Genomic DNA, 20,108 nt, shown 5'->3' on the forward strand with positions numbered 1-20,108 from the left:
GGACCTTGAATGGAATAATCCCCTCGTGCACAACGAGGGGATTGTCTTTCCTGACTCTACTTTCGTTCCTCATTTAGCACGGTACGAAAGCCCACATGCTGGGTGGACATGGTGGTTTCCTGTGGCTGTCGTGAGGCTGGGCGATAGCGTACGCAGAAGTTGGCTGCGCATAGAAAAGAGCCACCCTTGATGACGCCCATTGCCGGGTTTCCGTTGGCATCCCTTGCCGCGGCGATAAGAGGTTCGGGTGTCAGGGGCCGATGCTGAGGCTGCCATGCACTGCGTGTCCATTCCCAGACATTGCCGACCGAATCCCACAGCTCATAGTTATTGGCCGGGAAGCAGCCCACGGGGGCGGTGCCTTCGTAGCCATCACGCAGCAGGTTCTTGGCGGGGAAATTACCTTGCCAGGTGTTGGCCATCAAGCGGCCACGTACTTCAGGCGTATTACCCCAAGGGTAGGTGGCAGCTTCCAGCCCGCCACGCGCTGCAAATTCCCATTGCTCCTCCGTAGGCAAATCGCGTCCTAACCAGCGGGCGTAGGCCAGCGCATCTTCGTAAGCAATATGGACGACCGGATGATTGTCCCGGCCATTCAGATTGGTATCGGGGCCACCGGGATGGCGCCAGTTGGCACCCGGTACCCATACCCACCAGTCGTAGTTGCCAGGAGGGGCATGCTGTTCATGTCCTTCGTGCTGATCGTGATCATGCGTCGCTGCCGGTGGCGTAAAGACGGCGGATCCGGGCTGACGATACTGCTCGGGAACCTGAACATTCGGTGGAAATTCCGGCACTCGTTCAGCCTGGGTGACATAGCCTGTGGCCGCCACAAATTGCGCGAATTGGGCATTGGTCACTTCGTGCTGATCTATCTGAAAGGCCTGGACTTCTACGGGGTGCACCGGCTTTTCTTCTGGGTAGCCCTCGTCGGACCCCATCAGAAAACGCCCGCTGGGGATGGGGACCAAACCGGCCTGGTTGGCCACTCCCTTCTGGGCTGGGCCAAAGCCTGCCGGTATGCCGCTATATGCCTGGCAATCGTGCGCCGGAACCGGGGGAGGGAGGGAGTCGGAGCCTTTTGCTGCGGCGGGCAGCGGGGCTGCTGCCAGCAGCCCGCATACCGTCAGCAGTGCCTTGGCTCGGGAGAGCTTAAAGGACTTCATCCAGATCCTTGTAGTAGTTCAGGCTGTTGCTGTAGCCAGGGCGCGAAGCCAGACCTTCAAAGTCTTCCACCCCGTTGCGCTTGGCATATTGCTCGTACTCGGCAATCAGCTCTTTCAGCTTCTCGGGATGTTTTTCCGACAGATCATTCAGCTCGGAACGGTCTTCAGCCAGATTGAACAACTCCCAGCGGTCTTTGCCCCAAGGAGCATTGGCGTAGACGATTTTCCAGTCGCCCAAACGCATGGCCCGGCGGCCATTCAGCTCCCAGCCTTGGCGGAAGGTTTCGTGTACCTGATCGCTGCGGCCGGTCAGCACATCCACCATGGAGTTGCCCTGCATGGGGATGACCTGGCGGCCACGATATTCGCCTTTGGGCTGTTCGATCTGCGCCAGGGCCAGAATGGTGGGGGCGATGTCGGTTACGTGGGCCGGGGCACGCACGAACTCGCCCTGACGTTTGCCACCGGGTACGCGCATGATGCTGGGCACCGAGATACCGCCTTCATACATAAAGGCCTTGTACAGATTGAAGGGCGTGGAGCCAACTTGAGCCCAGCCTGGACCGTATTCGACAAAGGAGCCGGGGCGGCCCGTGTTTTCGTAACTGTTGTCGCGATGCTTGTGCGCCCAGGCACGGGTTTCGCCTTCATCCAGCACCGTGTTGCCGTCGGCGCCGTTGTCAGACATGAAGATGACGACGGTGTTGTCGTATTGGCCGCTTTGTTTCAGGTGCTCGATCACGCGGCCGATTTGTGCGTCCATGGATTCCACCATGGCGGCGTAGACAGCCATACGCTTGCTTTCGACGCGTTGCTGTTCTGGGCTCAGCTCTTTCCAGCGTGGCCAGGCGGGATTGCCCACATAGCCTTGCATGTCCTGGGGCACCAGACCCAGCTTTTTCATGCGTTCCAGACGCTCTTCACGCAACACGTCATAGCCTGCGTCGTAGCGGCCTTCATATTTGCGTATGTATTCCTCGGGGGCGTGCAAAGGCCAATGCGGCGCGGTAAAGGCCAGATAGGCGAAGAAAGGCTGATCCTTGCGTGTGTCTGCGTCTATGTAGGACATCAGGCGCGAGGCAAAAAACTCGCTGGAGTAGAAGTCCTTGGGCAACTGCACCTCCTTGCCGTTTTCACGGTACAGGGCGACTGGTGCTTTATTGGCGTCAAATGTGATGATGCCGCTTTGGTCAAAGTGGCTGGCGCCACCGTGCATCAAGGCGTAAGACTGGTCGAAGCCACGATTGGGCGGGGCGACTTCCTCTTTTACGCCCAGGTGCCACTTGCCCGCCATATAGGTACGGTAGCCATGGTCTTGCAGGACCAAGGGAAAGGGCAGGGCCTGGTCGCTCAGAAAGCCTTCGTAGCCCGGCAGGGCGCGCTGCTGGGGCGTCATCAGTTCGGCCATGCCACCAAAGCCCACCTGGTGGTTGTCCGCGCCGGACATCAGCATGGCGCGGGTCGGGGAACAGAAAGGGGAAGCGTAAAAGTCAGTCAGGGCTACGCCGTCTTTGACCAGGGCGTCCAAGTTGGGGGTGGAAATTTCCCCGCCAAACGCGCCAATGTCTGAATACCCCAGATCATCGGCCATGATCAGCAAAATATTGGGGCGTTGTGTCTCTGTGGCTGCGTGGCTGCTTAGCGTGCAGGCGGCCAAAGCCAGGCCCAGCAAGCTGCGCAGTAAATAGCTATTTTTAGTGCGTCGCATTTTCTTGTGTCTCAATCTAGTTATGTTTGTAGTGACCCTCGTGGTCTGCAGGCCTCCGATGCAAGTCGGAGATGTGTCTCTACATAAAGCCGTGGACGCGAGTGCCATAGGGCGTATTGATGGGTTTTGTACGTAAAACCATCGGGTAACGGATGTGTAGACAGAGCCAGCAACAATGGCCTCACACTTTTGATCTGAGCCGCCGCTGCCAGTCTTTTAGAGGCTGGCGTGTCTCCCCCAATTCGATTGAACACGAAGCCGCTTGGGGATTTCCAAGACTAAAAAGGTTTGCTTGCATACCTGGAAGGCATGGTGGCTAATATAAGCATTGGAAATCAAGGAACTAGGCTTGCAAGCGGCATGGGCAGTGGTTTTCCCTGATAAGTCCACAAAACGCTCTGAATGGAGCCTGTTTATTTGACGTAGCCAGGCTTCTGGCATGCGTGAAGGGGGTAGCCATAAAAAAAGCCCCAGCAAGTGGGGCTTTGGTGAGCAGTCTGGAAATCAACGGGCCAGCTTGAATTCGTCGTCACCCATAAAGGCGTAACGCAGGGCGTCGATCAGGGCCAGGAAGTAGGCCAGGGGCGACCAGATGGCAAACAGCACCAGGAATAACAAGCCCATGCCGATCTGCCCCAGGTAAAAGCGGTGCACGCCCAGCCAGCCCAGGAAAATCGCCAGCACAATCGCGATCTTGCGGTGGCTGTTGGGCTTGGACATTTCATCTTTCTTGTTCTTGGAAATCCAGATCACCAGCGGGACGGTAATGATCAAGGCAATCAGTGCTTTGCCCCAATGCACGGTCAGGTATCGCTGGACTTCCTGCATCAATTCGATGAAGTCATGGAACAGGAATCCCAGGTACGAGGAAATGTAGTGGAAAATGGCCTCGCCAAAGGTCAGGCCCAACATCACGATCAGGAAGATGGCAATGCCCAGAATGATTTTTTGCAGCATGGTGTTTCCGTCAAAAAAACAGCAAGTTCAATAAGTGCGTGCCTGACGCACGGCTTGTTCCCAACTGAGCATCAGGTTCTGGGCTTCATCGCGCGACATGGCGGGCTCAAACACCCGGTCACATTGCCACAGCGCCGCAATTTCCGGCAAACCTGAATACAGACCGCTGCCCAGGCCTGCCAGATAGGCGGCGCCCAGCGCGGTCGTCTCAATAGTAACGGGACGCACGACGGGCAGGCCCAACAAGTCTGCCTGAAATTGCATCAGAAGATTATTGGCGCAGGCTCCGCCGTCCACACGCAGCTCGTGCAAGGCTGGGCCGCCGTTGGCCTGCACATCCCGATTCATGGCTTGCAGCACGGCGGCGCTTTGGTAGGCAATGCTGTCCAGAGCGGCGCGGGCAATGTGGGCCATGGTGGAGGCACGTGTCAGGCCGGTAATGGTGCCGCGGGCCTGGGCGTCCCAATAGGGCGCTCCCAGGCCGGTGAAGGCGGGCACCAGACGCACGCCTTGAGCATCTGGCACGCTGCGGGCCAGCTCTTCGACTTGAGCGCTGTGTTCCAGCGCGCCCAGACCATCGCGCAGCCATTGGACAACGGCTCCGCCAATAAAGACACTGCCTTCCAGGGCGTAGGCAGGCGTGTCGCCGTGATGGGCGGCGCTGGTCGCGATCAGGCCATTATGGGATTGTGGAACCTGCGAGCCACAGTGCATCAACAGGAAGCAGCCTGTGCCATAGGTATTCTTGGCCATGCCGGGCGTGGTGCAGGCTTGGCCGAACAGGGCGCTTTGTTGGTCGCCCGCCACACCGCAAATAGGGATGGGGCTGCCCAGAATCTCGGGGCTGCAATGGCCAAACTCAGAGGCGGAGCTTTGTACCTGGGGCAAGATGCTGGCCGGGATGTTGAACAGGGCCAGCAACTCCTCGTCCCATTGCTGGCTATGAATGTTGTAGAGCAGGGTGCGCGAGGCATTGCTGACATCGGTGGCATGGACTTTGCCGCCACTTAAGTGCCAGATCAGCCAGCTATCAATTGTGCCGAAAGCCAGTTCGCCGCGCTGAGCCCGCTCACGGGCGCCGGGTATGGAGTCCAGCAGCCAGCGCAACTTGGAGGCTGAAAAGTAGGCATCAATGGGCAGGCCGGTCTTGCCAGTTATGGTGGCTTCGTGCCCCTGCTCGCGCAGTTGGGCGCAGAAGTCTTCGGCGCGCCTATCCTGCCAGACGATGGCCTTGTGCAGGGCTTGTCCGGTTTGCCGGTCCCACAGCACTGTGGTTTCGCGTTGATTGGTGATGCCAATCGCGTGTATATCCTGAGGACGCAGTCCGGCCTGCTCAATCGCTTGTCGGGCAGTCCGAAACTGTGTGTCCAGAATTTCCTGAGGATCGTGTTCTACCCAGTCGGTGCGCGGATAGTATTGCTGGGTTTCCTGCTGCGCCTTGGCCAGAATGCGGCCGTCTGCTGCCACAACAAGGCTGCGCGAGCTGGAGGTTCCCTGATCAAGAGCAAGTATGAATGTCATGCGAAAGAGGCTGTAAAAGCGGAGCAGACCACAGTGTACTGGCTCTGTGCGGCCTGTGGCCGGTCACAGACGGCGTGTTGATACGCGAGCAAACAAGTTTCACTGGACGGTAAAAGTTCAGGGGCTAAAATCAGGGTAAATCCCGAGCCAGTCAGTACTTTTTTCGGGAGTCTGCTAATTTCAGGTCCAACGCTCATCTTATGACTACATTAAGTTCCCCCCTATTGACCGACAGAGCCCAGATGCTGGGCGCTTTGGCGCGCACCACGCAGGTGGATATGGTCGTGGTGGGGGGGGGCGCAACCGGCCTGGGTGTGGCGTTGGATGCGGCCTTGCGTGGCTTGAGTGTGGTGGTGCTGGAGGCCTGGGACTTTGCCAAAGGCACGTCCTCGCGGGCGACCAAGCTGGTGCACGGTGGGGTACGATACCTGGCCCAGGGAAATGTCAGCCTGGTGCGCGAGGCCTTGCGCGAACGTATGCATTTGCTGAGCAATGCGCCCCATCTGGCGCAGCGCCTGCCTTTTGTCATGCCCAGCTACAAGTGCTGGGAAACCCCGTTTTATGGGGTGGGCCTGATGGCCTACGACGGTCTGGCCGGGCGGGAAAGGCTGGGCCATACCCAATTCCTGAGTGCCTCCAAGATCCGGCAGCTTCTGCCCGGTGCTCGTCAACGTGGTTTGAAGGGCGGCGTGAAGTACTGGGATGGCCAGTTTGACGATGCCCGTCTGGCTTTGGCGCTGGCGCGTACGGCAGCCTTGAATGGCGCTTTGCTGGTCAATTACTGTCCGGTAATGGAAGTGATGCATCGCGACGGCAAAGTCTCCGGAGTGCGCTGTCAGGACAAAGAAAGCGGGCAAAGCTACGAGATTCATAGCAAGTGCGTAGTCAATGCCACCGGTGTCTGGGTAGACCAGGTCCGGCAAATGGATGCACAGGAAGCCGGGCGTGAATTGCGCCCTATGGTCTCGCCCAGTCAGGGTGTGCATCTGGTCGTCGATCAGGAGTTCCTGCCGGGTGAACATGCCTTGCTGGTGCCGCGTACCAAGGATGGCCGGGTGTTGTTTGCCGTCCCCTGGTTGGGCAAGCTGATTCTGGGGACAACCGATACGCCCCGCGACGATATTCCTTTGGAACCACGTCCTTTGGCTCAGGAAGTGGATTTCATTCTGAAAGAGTCCGCCAACTATCTGCAAAAAGCCCCAACCGTTCAGGATGTGCGCAGCATCTGGGTGGGCTTGCGCCCTCTGGTGCGTCCGGCTGCTGAGTCAGCTGCGGGGCAAACGCAGTCCATCAGTCGGGAGCACAGTATTACGGTCAGCACCAATGGCTTGCTGACGGTAACGGGCGGCAAGTGGACAACCTACCGCGCCATGGCCGAGGACGTGCTGGAGCGCTGCCAGCAGTCCGGTTTGCTGGGGCCATTGCCTGCCTGTAGGACACAGGAACAACGCTTGGTGGGAGCCTCTTATGTGGGCGACCGCCGTTCTCTGGGCCGTACCGCTGGCCTGGATGCTTATGGCAGTGAGGCTGACTGGGTACAGACCTTGCCAGGTGCCGATCAAGAGCTGGCTCCGGGTCTGAGCGCCGCCATGGTGCGCTTTGCCTGCCGTTTCGAATACGCCCGTACGGTGGAGGATATGCTGGCCCGCCGTTCGCGTCTGCTGTTTCTGGATGCACGTCTGGCACAGTCAATTGCGCCGGCTGTTGCGGCGATCATGCAGGAAGAAACAGGGCGTTCGCCCGAGCTGGACGCTTTTCTGGATTTGGCCGAGCAATACGCCACAGTACCTGTGCAGTAAAACAAACCCGACGCAGGCTGGCCACCGCATCAATCAAAGAAAGTGCGAGCCGTTTCAAAGCGTTTGGCGAAATAGGGATTATCCAGGGAATCAATTCGTACGCGGCCACCGCTGGAGGGCGCATTGATGAATTGTTGCTTGCCTATATAGATACCCACATGCGAGTTGGGCGCGCCCAGTGTATTGAAAAACACCAGGTCGCCGGGGCGCAGCTGTGAGCGACTGACACGACGGGAGGCGCTGGCCTGGTCGCTGGTCCGGCGCGGAACAGGGGAGTTGGATTCCTGGTTGAACACATACTGCACCAGCCCGCTGCAATCAAAGCCGGTGGACGGTTCGCGGCCGCCATAACGGTAGGGGGTGTCCAGCAGGCTCAGGGCGGACAGAACCACGGCGGAGCGTCGATGCTCATCAACACCGATGGCCTGGGCTGTGGGCGGACGGGAAGACGGGGTATGTGCGCAGGCAGCCAGGAGCAGTGCCAGGCCAAGAGTAAGCAGACGTTGCGTAAAAGCAGCAGGAACCATGGGCTGTTACAAAACGGATATGGGGGCAGGGAGGAAAGCGCGTACCAGAAGAATATCCGATATTTCGTCGTTTTCTAGGCAGGGTCTGAGAGAATCGGCGAAATATTCATTAATTAATGGCCAATGTATGCAACAAAACATAATTTCGATACAAACGCTTTGATCTTCGTCATGTTACATCTCGTTTATATCTACAACATTAAGTGAGCATCTGATAATATTCTGCTATGTCTTGATGCATTTATTGCATATTTTCAACGTTTTTCATGTTTTTAATACATTCATGGACAGAATGTGTCGATAACGTTGATAATGTAAAAATATGTTCACGCAATAGTTTGCAAGGCATGATACATATTTATGTAACTTTATATATTTTAAATGTATTTTGTTACAAGAAACTAGCTGATTAACAGTTTTACAAGGATGGCTGACATGCCCGTATCGGAAAATTCGCTGCTGAATGATATTCAGGAAGTCAATTTGTCGTACTTGTTACTTGCGCAGCGTCTGCTGCGAGAGAATTTTGCGGCAGGTATGTTCCGTTTGGGCTTCGACAACGATGTGGCAGAGACCTTGTTGCGTCTGTCACCGGCCCAACTGGTCAAGCTGGCCAGCTCCAGCTCGTTGATTTGCGGTTTTCGTTTCAACGACTACGACCTGCTCACCACCTTGACGCAGAATGTGCTGGGAGGGGTATTGCAGCAGGCTCACTCCACCATTTTGCTGTCCCAGCGCGCGACGGCGGAACAGGCTGGTTAAACCGGCTTCCGAACTTATTACATCAAGAACTATGGCTATAAAAAGCGTCGCCAAAGAAGCTCAGGAAATTGGGCTTGCTTCCGACATGATTGAGCTGGGGGCGCGCTTGCAGGTTCTGCAAGCAGAAACATCACTAAGCTACGACCGGCTGGCCCGTTTGTACCGCGAAGTCAAAGGTTGCTCGCCACCCAAAGGCATGCTGCCTTTCTCGGTGGACTGGTTCATGACCTGGTTGCCCAATATTCACTCCAGCCTGTTCTACAGCATTTACCAGTTCATGACGGTGCACACGCCTTGCGACAAAAGCCGTGCGCTGGTGGAAGCCTATCGTCTGTACCTGGAGCAGTCCTCGGCCGGACGTCTGGAAGTGGGGCCGGACGAAGAGCCCGTACTGAGCTTTACCCGTGCTTGGATGCTGCTGCGCTTTTTTGATAGCGGTTTGTTGCAGCTGTCCCAGTGCGAACGCTGTAAAGGGGGCTTTGTGGCCCATGCGCACGATCCTGAATCAGGCTTTATTTGTGCCATTTGTCGCCCGCCACCGCGAGCAGGCAAGACGCGTGCCAGCAAGGCGCGCAGCACACCCAAATCCCCCGCCAGCAAAAGCCGAAAATCAGAGTCGGCCAGGGAGCCGCAAGCCAGGGCGCCAGGGCCCGTTACCGCCCAGGTAAACGTGCCCGTTTAACAAGAGCTTTTGTCGTCAGTGTGCAGCAAAGCCGGATAGATGCTGGTTTTTGATGTGGATCTGATAAGAATCTGAACGTGTCAAGGCAACTGGAAGCGTCGATCTAGGCTGGAAAAAGGCCGTTAACGCGTCGTTTTAGCCCGGTTGCTTGCCGCCATCATTAGCAGCGTGTATTTGAAGAAGGCGTATCCGTGCTTATTATCCTTGGATATATCATTGTTTTCGTCTCCGTTTTCGGGAGCTTTGTGGGGCTGGGCGGGCATTTAGGGGCCTTATACCAGCCTTTTGAATTACTGCTGATTGGTGGCGCGGCCCTGGGGGCCTATTTTGCGTCCAACAGCGGCAAGTCCATCAAGCTGCTGGCCAAAGCCTTGCCGATTGCCTTTCGCAGCAGTCCCTACAACAAGCAGTTGTACATGCAGTTGATGGGCATGCTGTCCGTGCTGCTGAACAAGGCACGCCGCGATGGCATGATGTCCATCGAAGCCGACATCGAAAACCCCGAACAAAGTCCTATCTTTGCTGACTACCCCAATGTGGTGAAAGATCCGGCCCTGATGAACTTTGTATCCGACTACCTGCGTTTGATGATCAGCGGCAATATGAGCTCGTTTGAAATCGAAACGCTGATGGACCAGGATATCGAGACCCACCAGCACGAACGCAACGTGCCGGCACGCGCCTTGCGTGAAGTGGCCGACGCCTTGCCCGCTTTCGGGATTGTGGCGGCGGTGCTGGGGGTGGTCAAAGCGCTGGCTTCCGTCGACCAGCCGCCTGCCGTGCTGGCTGATCTGATCTCCAAGGCCATGGTCGGTACCTTTCTGGGTATTTTGCTGGCCTATGGTTTTGTGGCTCCTTTGGCGGCGACCATCGAGCGTCGTACTTCGGATTCGGTCAAGGTGCTCGAGTGCATCAAGGTCACCTTGCTGGCCAATCTGAATGGCTACCCGCCCCAGCTTGCCGTGGAATTTGGCCGTAAAGTGCTGTTTTCCTCCGATCGCCCTTCGTTCCAGGAACTGGAAGAGCATGTACGTCAGGCCCGCTCGGGTGCTGGTCGCAAAGCCTAAGCGGATGCGTTCATGAGCAATCATAAAGATCGCGTGGTCATCCGTCGCAAGAAGACGGCCCATGCCGAGCATCATGGTGGTAGCTGGAAAATTGCCTACGCCGACTTCATGACGGCGATGATGGCTTTTTTCCTGGTGATGTGGATTCTTTCCCTGGTTCCCAAGCAGGACTTGAAGGAAATTGCCGACTACTTTCGCATGCCCTTGATGGACGCCGTCTCGGGCGGCTATCAGGCGGATTATTCGCGCAGCGTCATTCCCGGGGGCCAGCCCAGCCTGGTTCCCAATCCCCACCCCGGCACGAACAACAGCCAGGCGGCCGACGATCGCCAGGATGTGGAGCGCCTGGAAGATTTGAAATCGGCCCTGGAAGAGCTGATCCGCATTGACCCCGTCCTGCAAGAGTTCCGTCCGCAATTGTTGCTGGACATGACCCAGGATGGTTTGCGCATTCAGATTATTGATCGTCAAAGCCGCCCCATGTTCTCCACGGGCAGCGCGCAGGTGCAGATTTACATGCGAGCCATTTTGCGTTCGCTCAGCGCTCCCCTGAACGAGATGCCGAATCGGATTCTGATCTCCGGACATACCGACTCGCTGCAATACGCCAGTGGCGAGCGTTTGTACAGTAACTGGGAGCTGTCTGCCGACCGAGCCAACGCGGCCCGACAGGAGCTGGTGGCCGGTGGCCTGGCCGAGGCCAAAGTCAAGCAGGTCGTGGGTTTGGCCGATAGTGTAAGCCTGGTTAAAGATAACCCCGCGGCAGCCGTAAATCGACGTATCAGCCTGCTCGTGCTCAATAGCCGGGCGGAACGACGCATGGACGAGCAAGCCGCAAGCGGTTCGGAAGAATTTGATTTGCGCGAAGCCATGCAGGAGACCGAGGGGCCAATCAGTATTCATATTCCTGGTCTGCCTGAAATGCCTTCTGCCTTGCCAGTAGTGCCTTGAGGCCTGGGTGTTTGGGCTGTGCTTTTTGTTTTGTTGTTCTAAGCCATAACCAAGAAGGAAGTGTTCATGAGCTCCGGCGTGGATCTGAGTCAGTTTTACGAAACCTTTTTCGATGAAGCCGATGAGTTGCTGGCGGACATGGAGCGCTTGCTGCTGGAGCTGGATCTGGACGAGCCTGACCGCGATCAGCTCAATGCCATCTTTCGGGCCGCACACTCGATCAAGGGCGGCGCAGGCACGTTTGGTTGCTTCGGTCAGTTGGCTGAAACCACACACTTACTCGAAAATCTGCTCGATCTGGTCCGTAATGGCGAGATGCAATTGCGCAAGGACATGATTGACCTCTTTCTGGAAACCAAGGACGTGCTAACCGGACAAGTCAATGCCTACCGCGAGGAGCAGGAGCCCGACGAGGAAGCCTACACCCGCATCTGCGCGCAACTGAGGCAATTGGCCCTGGAACAAAAGGGCATTCTGGCAACCGACACGAAAGGAACCGAAGCGATCCTGCAAGCCGAACCGGAACCCGAGCCGGAACCGGCTGCCAACACGGATGGCTTGCCACTGTGGGTGTCCATGGGGCCGGTGTCTGATAAGGATGCCGAGGCGCTGCAACAAGAAATGGAGTTGATGGGCACCATCGTCCATCAAACTCGCGAAGGTGATCGCCTGGATATCTGGGTGGAAACCACGGGTTCGGCTGACGATATTCTGGCCGTGTGCTGCTTTATTCTGAATGCCGATCAGGTGTCGGTAAAACCGGCCGCAGCCCCAGGGCAAGCGGCGGCTCCAGCCGCTGCCGCAGCAGCCTCGGCCTCAGTTCCCGCCGCAGTGGCTGCCGAGCCTGCAGCCCCCGTCGCTGCTCCGGCTCCCGCAACGGCCCCTGTTGCCGCTGAACCAGAAAAAACCGAAGCGCCTGCGCCTGTTGCCACTCCCAAGGCCGCGGACAAACCGGCCAAGGCTGCTGCTCCCAAAGAGTCCGGCACGATCCGTGTGGGCGTGGAGAAAGTTGACCAGATCATCAACCTGGTGGGCGAGTTGGTCATTACACAAGCTATGCTGGTGCAAACGGCCTCGACACTGGATCCTGTGGTGCACGATCGCTTGCTGAACGGCATTGAGCAACTGGAGCGCAATGCGCGCGACCTGCAAGAGTCCGTGATGTCCATTCGCATGATGCCAATGGATTACGTGTTCAGCCGCTTCCCGCGTGTGGTGCGCGAAAGTGCCGCGCGCATGAACAAGAAGATTCGTCTGGTCACCAAAGGGCAGGCCACCGAACTGGACAAGAGCCTGATCGAACGCATTATTGATCCGCTCACTCACCTGGTGCGCAACAGTATCGACCACGGCATTGAAATGCCCGAGGATCGTCTGGCAGCGGGCAAGGAAGAAGAGGGTGTGCTGACCTTGTCGGCCCAGCATCAGGGTGGCCACATCATTATTGAAGTGGTGGATGATGGTGCTGGCCTGAACCGCGAACGTATTCTGAAGAAAGCCATGTCCTCGGGCCTGCCGGTGACCGAGAGCATGCCGGACGACGAAGTTTGGCAGTTGATCTTTGCCCCCGGCTTTTCCACCGCCGACAAGGTTACGGAAATTTCCGGGCGCGGCGTGGGCATGGACGTGGTGCGACGCAATATTCAAAGCATGGGCGGCCACGTGCAGCTGTACTCGCGTGCGGGCAAGGGAACAACCACCCGTATTGTTCTGCCGCTGACACTGGCGATTCTGGACGGCATGTCGGTCCAGGTGGGCAATGAGGTGTTCATCCTGCCGCTGGCTCATGTAACCGAGTCCATGCAGCCTACTGAAGAGCAGTTGCGCAGCGTAACCGATACCGATCACGTCATGTTTGTGCGTGGCGAGTATCTGCCCCTGATTTCCCTGCGTGACATCTTCTCGGTTGAAGGGGCCGAGACCGATGTGACGCGCGCGATTGCCGTTATCTTGCAGGCCGAAGACATGCGCTTTGCCTTGCTGGTCGATCACCTGATCGGTCAGCATCAAGTCGTGGTCAAGAACCTGGAAGCCAACTATAGAAAAATTCCGGGTATTTCCGCTGCCACTATTTTGGGCGATGGCAGCGTAGCCCTGATTGTTGATGTTTTTGCCTTGCAACGTCTGGCGCGGGACCCCGCCTCGACGTGGGCCTGATTATTCGGAGATCTTTATGTCCAACGACTTTACTTCCCACTCCGAAGCTGCCGAGGCTGGCGGCAAGGAGTATCTGGTATTTACTCTGGGCGACCAGGAATACGGCATCGATATTCTGAAAGTTCAGGAGATCCGGGGCTACGACTCCCAGACCGTAACGCGTATTGCCAACGTGCCCAACTTCATCAAGGGTGTCACCAATCTGCGCGGTGTGATTGTGCCTATCGCCGACTTGCGGGTGCGCTTCAACATGGAGCGGGTGGAGTACGACCACCAGACCGTGGTGGTGATTCTGAATCTGCACGACCGCGTAGTGGGTGTGGTGGTGGATGGTGTATCGGACGTGCTGGTTTTGCAGTCGTCCCAGATCAGTGCCGCCCCCAGTTTTGGCACTGCTTTCTCGACCGAGTACCTGACCGGGATCGGCACGCTGGGCGAACGCATGCTGATTTTGGTGGATATTGAAAAATTGATGACCAGTGAAGAGATGGCGCTGGTCGATAGCGCAGTGGCCTGATCGCCCGAGTCTGCAAAGACTTGCAAAGCGGGGACTTGTTTAACGGGTCCTTCAAGGATTGTTCGGGTCGGGGGAGGCGTCACAAGCGCCTCTGATGTTCGGATCTACTCTAGACAAGGTGCTTGCAATGCTGGATGGATTACGTTTGGCCAATCTGAAGGTGCGGACCAGTCTGATTCTGGTACTGGTGTTTTTTTTAGCAATGCTGGTGGCCGGTGCTGCATTGGGGATCTTGTCCCTGCGCGCCAATAATGGTGCGCTGCAAAGCATCGTGGTCAATCAGCGCGTAGGCTCGGCCATGTATCAGGCCATCGAGAGCTACAAAGAGACTCAAACCCTGATTGGACGAGCGGCCATCAGCTATGTGGTCAGCAACGATCTGCAAAACCAGGACCTGATGGCCGAGTGGAGCGATGTGGCTCCCAAAACGTCGGCCATCAGCTCGGCCACGCGTGATGCGCTGGATGCCACGCGCAAGCAGTTTGAGCAAGCCCAGGAAGCCTTCTTTGAATACCAGGGCGTGGCGACACAACTGGAAGGCACGAACGATTACTACCAGCGCGTGGATGCCGCATTCATGTCCTTGATGCAGGGAGGCGTGCTGCCCTTGATTGCTTACCTGGAGCAGGGCGATATCGCTGGTTTCCGCAGCTACGTGGCCACGACCACCAAGTTTTTGGAAGAAGATCTGTACAGCGCCTTGAGTACCTTGCAACAGGCCCAGCAGCGCTCTATTGATACGCAATACCAGAAAGAAAATGACCAGTACAACATGGTGATCCGTCTGGTGGGGCTGGCCATGGTGTTCTGTCTGTTGATCTCGCTGGCCGTCTATGTGTTCTTGAATCGCATGGTGCTGCGTCCCTTGCGTCAGGCCGGTGCGCACTTTGATCGCATCGCCAGCGGGGATTTGACCCAACGCGTGGAAGTGAAGTCCACCAATGAAATTGGTGTGCTGTATGACGCGGTGCGCCGCATGCAAAGCAGTCTGCAGTCCATGGTGCAGACCGTGCGTCAGGGCGTGGAAGAAATCACTTTTGGTTCGCATGAAATCTATGTGGGCAATACGGATCTGAGCAGTCGTACGGAAGAGCAGGCCGCCTCCTTGCAGCAAACCGCGGCCAGCATGGAGCAGTTGGCCAGCACGGTGCGTCAGAACTCGGACAATGCCCAGCAAGCGGACCAGGTTGCCAAGAGTGCCTCCGAAGTGGCGCTGCGGGGCGGGCAGGCAGTTTCTACCGTGGTGCAGACCATGGAAGATCTGTCGGCCAGTTCGGGGCAGATTGCCCAGATCGTGAACGTGATTGATGGCATTGCTTTCCAGACCAATATTCTGGCCTTGAACGCGGCGGTGGAAGCAGCCCGCGCAGGTGAGCAGGGCAAGGGCTTTGCAGTGGTGGCCGGTGAAGTACGAAGCCTGGCCCAGCGCAGTGCGCAGGCGGCCCGCGAGATCAAGGGCTTGATTGAACAGTCGCTGGCTAAAGTCAAGGAAGGCACCCGTCAGGTGGATGAGGCGGGCAAGGTGGTCATGGAAGTGGTCAGCTCGGTACAGAGCGTGACCACCATCATGGCGGAAATTTCGTCGGCCTCGAACGAGCAGTCCGAAGGAATTGAGCAGGTGAACCGGGCGGTTGCACAAATGGATGTGGTTGTGCAGCAAAACGCAGCCCTGGTCGAACAGGCAACCGCGGCAGCGGGCTCCTTGCAGGATCAGGCCACTCGTTTGTCCGACGCGGTGTCGGCGTTCAAAGTGAGCGCACACGACATCATTGATGATCCGTTTGAAGCGCCCGAGCCGGAACGATTACGTTCTACCGAGCGTCTGTCTACGGGGCCTTTTAGCGGGACCTTGGCCAGCCTGTAGTTATATGAGCACATCTGTGGAACCTTTTGTTTATACATTGCCCTCGATCCCGCAGGCCTCGAGGGCCGACTGTGAGCGAGCCGCGCGCTTGCTCAAGTCGTATGCGGGCATCATCTTAGGTACCCACAAAGAAGATATGGTGGCCCGCACATTGGGTATGCGCAGTCAGAGTGCGGGGCTGCGGGAGGTGCGTCAGTATCTGGATGTTCTGGAGCAGGACACGCATAGCCAGGAGTGGCAGGACTTCGTCAATGCCTTCACCATCAATCACACCGCATTTTTTCGCGAGCAGCATCATTTCGATATTCTGGGCAAGTTTGTCAGCACACGCGGCAAGCCGCTGGATATCTGGTGCAGTGCGGCCTCTACCGGCGAGGAGGCCTATTCCATTGCCATGACGGTGCGCGAGCACTGTCCCTCGCCGGATGTGAACGTGTCGATTCTGGCCAGCGATATTGACTCGGCTGCCTTGGACAAGGCCCGACAGGGCATGTACACCCTGGAGCGCATTCAGCCCGTGCCCGATCTGTGGCTGCCGCGTTATTTCCAGCGTGGTGTGGGCGCTCGCAAGGGGCTGGCACGCGTCAAGCCCGTGTTGCGCAATATGGTGGAATTCGAGGAGTTCAATCTGGTGGGCTCGGCCTGGCCTTCGACCAGCCGCTTTGATGTGATCTTCTGTAGAAACACCATGATTTATTTTGATCGGGACGATCAGACACGCATCCTGGAGCGATTCGCCGCCGTGACCAAACCGGGTGGCTTGTTGTTTGTGGGGCATTCCGAGAACTTCTCCTACCTGACCAAGGCCTTTCGCTTGCTCGGTCAGACGGTGTATGTCCGGAACTAGGGTCTATGGAGTCTTGCCAGGCCCTGAGCTCTGTTGGCGCTTGAAATCGGGATTATGAGTAGCATGAAGAAAATTCGAGTTTTGTGTGTAGACGATTCCGCCCTGGTGCGCAGCCTGATGGTGGAAATTATCAACAGTCATGCGGATATGGAAGTGGTGGCGGTGGCCCCTGATCCGCTGGTGGCGCGCGAGCTGATCAAGGAACACAATCCGGATGTGCTGACGCTGGACGTCGAGATGCCGCGAATGGACGGGCTGGACTTTCTGGAGCGCCTGATGCGCTTGCGCCCCATGCCCGTGGTGATGGTGTCCTCGCTGACCGAGCGCAATTCGGATGTGACCTTGCGTGCCCTGGAGCTGGGCGCGGTGGACTTTGTGACCAAACCCAAGCTGGGCCTGCGTGATGGCTTGCTGGATTACTCGGACCTGATTGCCGACAAGATCCGCGCTGCCTCCATTGCCCGCCCGCGTCGTGCAACTCCGGCCCCGGCCGGTTCCGCCCCGGCCCGCCGCTTGACGCACAACTTCTCAACCACCGAAAAACTGATCATGATCGGCGCGTCCACAGGCGGCACCGAGGCCATTCGTCAGGTGCTGGAGCCCTTGCCGGCCAACTGCCCGGCCATCATGATTACCCAACATATGCCGGCCGGTTTCACGCGCTCGTTTGTGAATCGCCTGGATGGTCTGTGCTCCATGCAGGTGCATGAGGCCGAAGATGGCCAGCGCGTCTTGCCCGGCCACGTGTATCTGGCTCCAGGTGGCGTGGCGCACATGAAGCTGGCCCGCTCGGGTGCCAACTATGTGGTCAAGCTGGTGGACAGTGAACCTGTCAACCGCCACCGGCCCTCGGTCGATGTGCTGTTTCACTCTGCCGCCGAACTGGCCGGCCGCAATGCCGTGGGGGTCATCCTGACCGGCATGGGCAAGGACGGTGCACAAGGCTTGCTGGCCATGAAACAGGCCGGGGCCATGACCTTTGCGCAGGACGAGGCCACCAGCGTGGTCTTTGGCATGCCGCGTGAAGCCTTGCAAATTGGCGCGGCGGATATCGCCTTGCCTTTGGGGCAGATTAGCGAACGAATTCTGGCCAGTGTGGGGGCCTTTGGGCACCGTGTATAAGCGGTCCTGAACGCACTGGCATGCTACTCATTTGGAGAATGTAAATGGTACAAAAAAATATAAAGATTCTCGTCGTCGATGACTTTCCCACCATGCGCCGGATCATCAAGAACCTGCTCAAGGATCTGGGATACGAAAACGTGGACGAAGCGGAAGATGGTCAGATGGGCCTGGAAAAATTGCGCAATGGCAATTTCGAGTTCGTGGTCTCTGACTGGAACATGCCCAATCTGGACGGGCTGGAAATGCTCAAGCAGATTCGTGCCGATGCCAATCTGTCCTCTTTGCCGGTGCTGATGGTGACCGCCGAAGCCAAGAAAGAGAACATTATTGCCGCCGCCCAGGCGGGCGCCAATGGCTACGTCGTCAAACCCTTTACCGCCGCAACACTGGAAGAGAAACTGAACAAGATCTTCGAGAAAATGGCCGGTTAATACGGAGTACGTCATGGATCCACAGCAAACACCGACTCATCCCGACCCCCAGAGCGTACCGGTTGACCTGGTCTACCGCATCGCCAATCTGACCCGCCTGCTGCGGGAAAGCATGCGCGAACTGGGGCTGGATCAGGCCATTAAAGATGCCGCGCACGCGATTCCGGATGCCCGCGATCGTCTGCACTATGTGGCTCGCATGACCGAGCAAGCCGCCAACCGCGTGCTGAATGCCGCCGAGCAGGTGCGTCCTTTGCAAGAATCCTTGCAAGAGGACGCCCAGGCGCTGGATGCCGAGTGGGAGCAATGGTTTGAAGAGCCCCTGGATCAGGATCAGGCTCGCGAGCTGGTCAAGCGCACCCGTGGCTTTCTGCGCGATGTGCCCGTCAAGGCCCAGCAGACGCAGGACAATTTGCTGGAAATCATCATGGCCCAGGACTTTCAGGATCTGACCGGGCAGGTGATCACGCGCATGCTGGGTGTGGTCGGCACGATTGAAACCGAACTGGTTCAAGTGCTGGTCGATAATGTGCCCACAGAAAAACGCGAAGAAACTCAAAGCCTTATCAATGGCCCAGTGGTCTCGCCCGTGGCCTCGGAAGTGGTCACCAGCCAGGATCAGGTGGACGATTTGCTGGCGAATCTGGGCTTTTAATTCCCGGTTCCATCCGCTCATTGAGTTTGCTTGTTGAAGGCGCTGCACATTGCAGCGCCTTTTTGCTTGTGGGGAACAGCCTGCTTTTATCGGGCTTTCTCCGCGCTATCAGAGCCGCAGCGCTCTTTTAGAATGATCCCGCGGCATGCAGTGCGAGCGCAACATTCGTGCTGCGCGCGTGATTCATTCTTTCAATTCCTGCGTCCTGGCAGTCCATGGCAGAAGACAGCGATCTCGAAAAAACAGAACCGGCCTCACCCCGGCGCCTGGAAAAGGCGCGGGAAGAAGGGCAGGTGGCGCGTTCCAGAGAGCTGACAACGTTCCTGATGCTGCTGGCCGGGATAGGCGGCATCTGGGTCGGGGCCAGCTATCTGTACGAGACCTTTGGTGGCATTGTGCGTCGCAGTGTCTGGTTCGATCCTCGGGTTGCGCATGATCCCAGTGCCATGGTGGTACAGGCTGCCGGTCTGGCGGGCGAAGCACTAAAAGGGCTGGCACCACTGTTCCTGCTGCTGGTGGTAGTCGCGATTTTTGCGTCGATTGCACTGGGCGGCATGAGTTTTAGCGGCAAGGCCTTGCAGCCCAAGTTCGAGCGCATGAATCCGGCCAAGGGCGTTAAACGCATGTTTTCCATGCAGACCGTGGTGGAGCTGATCAAGACCCTGGCCAAAGCCGGTCTGGTGGGTTCAGTAGCGGTCTATGTGATCTGGACCGAGCGCGAACAGATGACGGCCCTGATGTATGTGCATCCCACGGCGGCCATTGCCACGGGGATGGCGCTGATCATCAAGTGTTGTGCCCTGATCGCCGCTAGTTTGCTGGTGATTGTGTTGATTGATGCACCCTGGCAGTTGTGGAGCTTTTACAAGAAGCTGCGCATGTCGCGTCAGGACGTGAAGGAAGAACATAAGGAAAGCGAAGGTGACCCGCATGTAAAAGGGCGCATCCGGCAGCAGCAACGGTCCATGGCCCGTTCGCGCATGATGTCCCAGGTGCCGGGGGCCGATGTGGTCGTGACCAACCCCACGCATTATGCGGTGGCCTTGAAGTATCAGGACGGCAAGAGCGGGGCGCCCCGTGTCGTTGCCAAAGGCACGGGTTTGATCGCCGCCAAGATTCGCGGTCTGGCGGCAGAGCATAAAGTGGCCACGCTGGAGGCACCCGCGCTGGCGCGGGCCCTGTACTTCAATGTCGAACTGGAGCGCGAGATTCCCGTGGACTTGTACTCGGCCGTGGCCGAAGTGCTGGCCTGGGTTTATCAGCTTCGTAACTGGAACAAGGGGCAGGGCGAGCGCCCGGTCATGCCCACCCGATTGAAAGTGCCGACAGGCATGGATGAAGGTCCACTGCGTTCGCGCAAACATTAAAAGCA

At 57.5% G+C, this 20,108-nt stretch carries 18 protein-coding genes; 13 read left to right on the forward strand and 5 right to left on the reverse strand.

From position 1 onward, the window contains the following. Positions 1–56: 56 nt before the first annotated feature. The 4 genes from Q9R35_RS14160 to glpK form a co-directional block, all read right to left on the reverse strand. Entirely contained in the window at positions 57–1,166 is a 1,110-nt protein-coding gene (locus Q9R35_RS14160; RefSeq protein WP_311220014.1) for a formylglycine-generating enzyme family protein, read from the reverse strand. After that, positions 1,153–2,874 (reverse strand): arylsulfatase, encoded by a 1,722-nt coding sequence (locus tag Q9R35_RS14165; RefSeq protein ID WP_311220015.1) that lies wholly within the window; start codon positions 2,872–2,874, stop codon positions 1,153–1,155. Before Q9R35_RS14165 ends, Q9R35_RS14160 begins: the two co-directional genes overlap by 14 nt. 504 nt (positions 2,875–3,378) lie before the next feature. After that, complete coding sequence (locus tag Q9R35_RS14170) at positions 3,379–3,831, reverse strand: TM2 domain-containing protein (RefSeq protein WP_042487615.1); 453 nt, start codon at positions 3,829–3,831, stop codon at positions 3,379–3,381. A gap of 27 nt (positions 3,832–3,858) precedes the next feature. Next, entirely contained in the window at positions 3,859–5,352 is a 1,494-nt protein-coding gene (gene glpK / locus Q9R35_RS14175) for a glycerol kinase GlpK (protein ID WP_125304613.1), read from the reverse strand. Positions 5,353–5,552: 200 nt separating this feature from the next. On the opposite strand from glpK, the gene Q9R35_RS14180 reads away from it, so the two are divergent. Further along, positions 5,553–7,151: a glycerol-3-phosphate dehydrogenase/oxidase gene (locus tag Q9R35_RS14180; protein WP_063692835.1), complete on the forward strand. Its 1,599-nt coding sequence runs from the start codon at positions 5,553–5,555 to the stop codon at positions 7,149–7,151. A 29-nt stretch (positions 7,152–7,180) separates the two neighbouring features. Here the strand turns inward: Q9R35_RS14180 and Q9R35_RS14185 are convergent, their stop codons facing one another. Continuing rightward, positions 7,181–7,678: a C40 family peptidase gene (locus tag Q9R35_RS14185; protein WP_311220016.1), complete on the reverse strand. Its 498-nt coding sequence runs from the start codon at positions 7,676–7,678 to the stop codon at positions 7,181–7,183. Between the two features lie 435 nt (positions 7,679–8,113). Here Q9R35_RS14185 and flhD point away from each other — a divergent pair, with 435 nt between their 5' ends. The 12 genes from flhD to flhB all read left to right on the forward strand — a co-directional run bounded on the left by flhD (position 8,114) and on the right by flhB (position 20,103). Beyond that, on the forward strand, positions 8,114–8,440 hold the full coding sequence (gene flhD / locus Q9R35_RS14190; protein WP_042487603.1) for a flagellar transcriptional regulator FlhD: 327 nt from the start codon (positions 8,114–8,116) through the stop codon (positions 8,438–8,440). A gap of 31 nt (positions 8,441–8,471) precedes the next feature. Further along, on the forward strand, positions 8,472–9,122 hold the full coding sequence (gene flhC, locus Q9R35_RS14195; RefSeq protein WP_063692837.1) for a flagellar transcriptional regulator FlhC: 651 nt from the start codon (positions 8,472–8,474) through the stop codon (positions 9,120–9,122). Positions 9,123–9,313: 191 nt separating this feature from the next. Then, entirely contained in the window at positions 9,314–10,189 is an 876-nt protein-coding gene (gene motA, locus Q9R35_RS14200) for a flagellar motor stator protein MotA (protein ID WP_026484570.1), read from the forward strand. A gap of 12 nt (positions 10,190–10,201) precedes the next feature. Next, positions 10,202–11,140, forward strand: coding sequence for a flagellar motor protein MotB (gene motB / locus Q9R35_RS14205; protein WP_026484569.1), 939 nt, complete (start codon positions 10,202–10,204; stop codon positions 11,138–11,140). 66 nt (positions 11,141–11,206) lie between these two features. Next, positions 11,207–13,297 (forward strand): chemotaxis protein CheA, encoded by a 2,091-nt coding sequence (cheA, locus tag Q9R35_RS14210; protein WP_063692839.1) that lies wholly within the window; start codon positions 11,207–11,209, stop codon positions 13,295–13,297. 16 nt (positions 13,298–13,313) lie between these two features. Then, positions 13,314–13,814 carry a chemotaxis protein CheW gene (locus Q9R35_RS14215; protein ID WP_009455177.1) on the forward strand — a complete coding sequence of 167 codons (501 nt, stop codon included), beginning with the start codon at positions 13,314–13,316 and terminating at the stop codon, positions 13,812–13,814. Positions 13,815–13,941: 127 nt separating this feature from the next. Further along, the gene (locus Q9R35_RS14220) at positions 13,942–15,678 is read left to right on the forward strand and encodes a methyl-accepting chemotaxis protein (protein WP_042487592.1); all 1,737 of its coding nucleotides are present in this window, start codon (positions 13,942–13,944) and stop codon (positions 15,676–15,678) included. 16 nt (positions 15,679–15,694) lie between these two features. Then, positions 15,695–16,525, forward strand: coding sequence for a CheR family methyltransferase (locus Q9R35_RS14225; RefSeq protein WP_042487589.1), 831 nt, complete (start codon positions 15,695–15,697; stop codon positions 16,523–16,525). 63 nt (positions 16,526–16,588) lie between these two features. Beyond that, positions 16,589–17,647 (forward strand): chemotaxis response regulator protein-glutamate methylesterase, encoded by a 1,059-nt coding sequence (locus Q9R35_RS14230; RefSeq protein ID WP_021446831.1) that lies wholly within the window; start codon positions 16,589–16,591, stop codon positions 17,645–17,647. Positions 17,648–17,691: 44 nt separating this feature from the next. Then, the gene (gene cheY / locus Q9R35_RS14235; protein WP_009458133.1) at positions 17,692–18,081 is read left to right on the forward strand and encodes a chemotaxis response regulator CheY; all 390 of its coding nucleotides are present in this window, start codon (positions 17,692–17,694) and stop codon (positions 18,079–18,081) included. A 13-nt stretch (positions 18,082–18,094) separates the two neighbouring features. After that, positions 18,095–18,736 carry a protein phosphatase CheZ gene (cheZ, locus tag Q9R35_RS14240; RefSeq protein WP_042487582.1) on the forward strand — a complete coding sequence of 214 codons (642 nt, stop codon included), beginning with the start codon at positions 18,095–18,097 and terminating at the stop codon, positions 18,734–18,736. A 215-nt stretch (positions 18,737–18,951) separates the two neighbouring features. Beyond that, on the forward strand, positions 18,952–20,103 hold the full coding sequence (gene flhB, locus Q9R35_RS14245) for a flagellar biosynthesis protein FlhB (protein WP_125304611.1): 1,152 nt from the start codon (positions 18,952–18,954) through the stop codon (positions 20,101–20,103). The last annotated feature ends 5 nt before the right edge of the window (positions 20,104–20,108 follow it).

Source organism: Alcaligenes sp. AB3, assembly GCF_031844565.1.
Lineage (GTDB): Bacteria > Pseudomonadota > Gammaproteobacteria > Burkholderiales > Burkholderiaceae_B > Alcaligenes > Alcaligenes faecalis.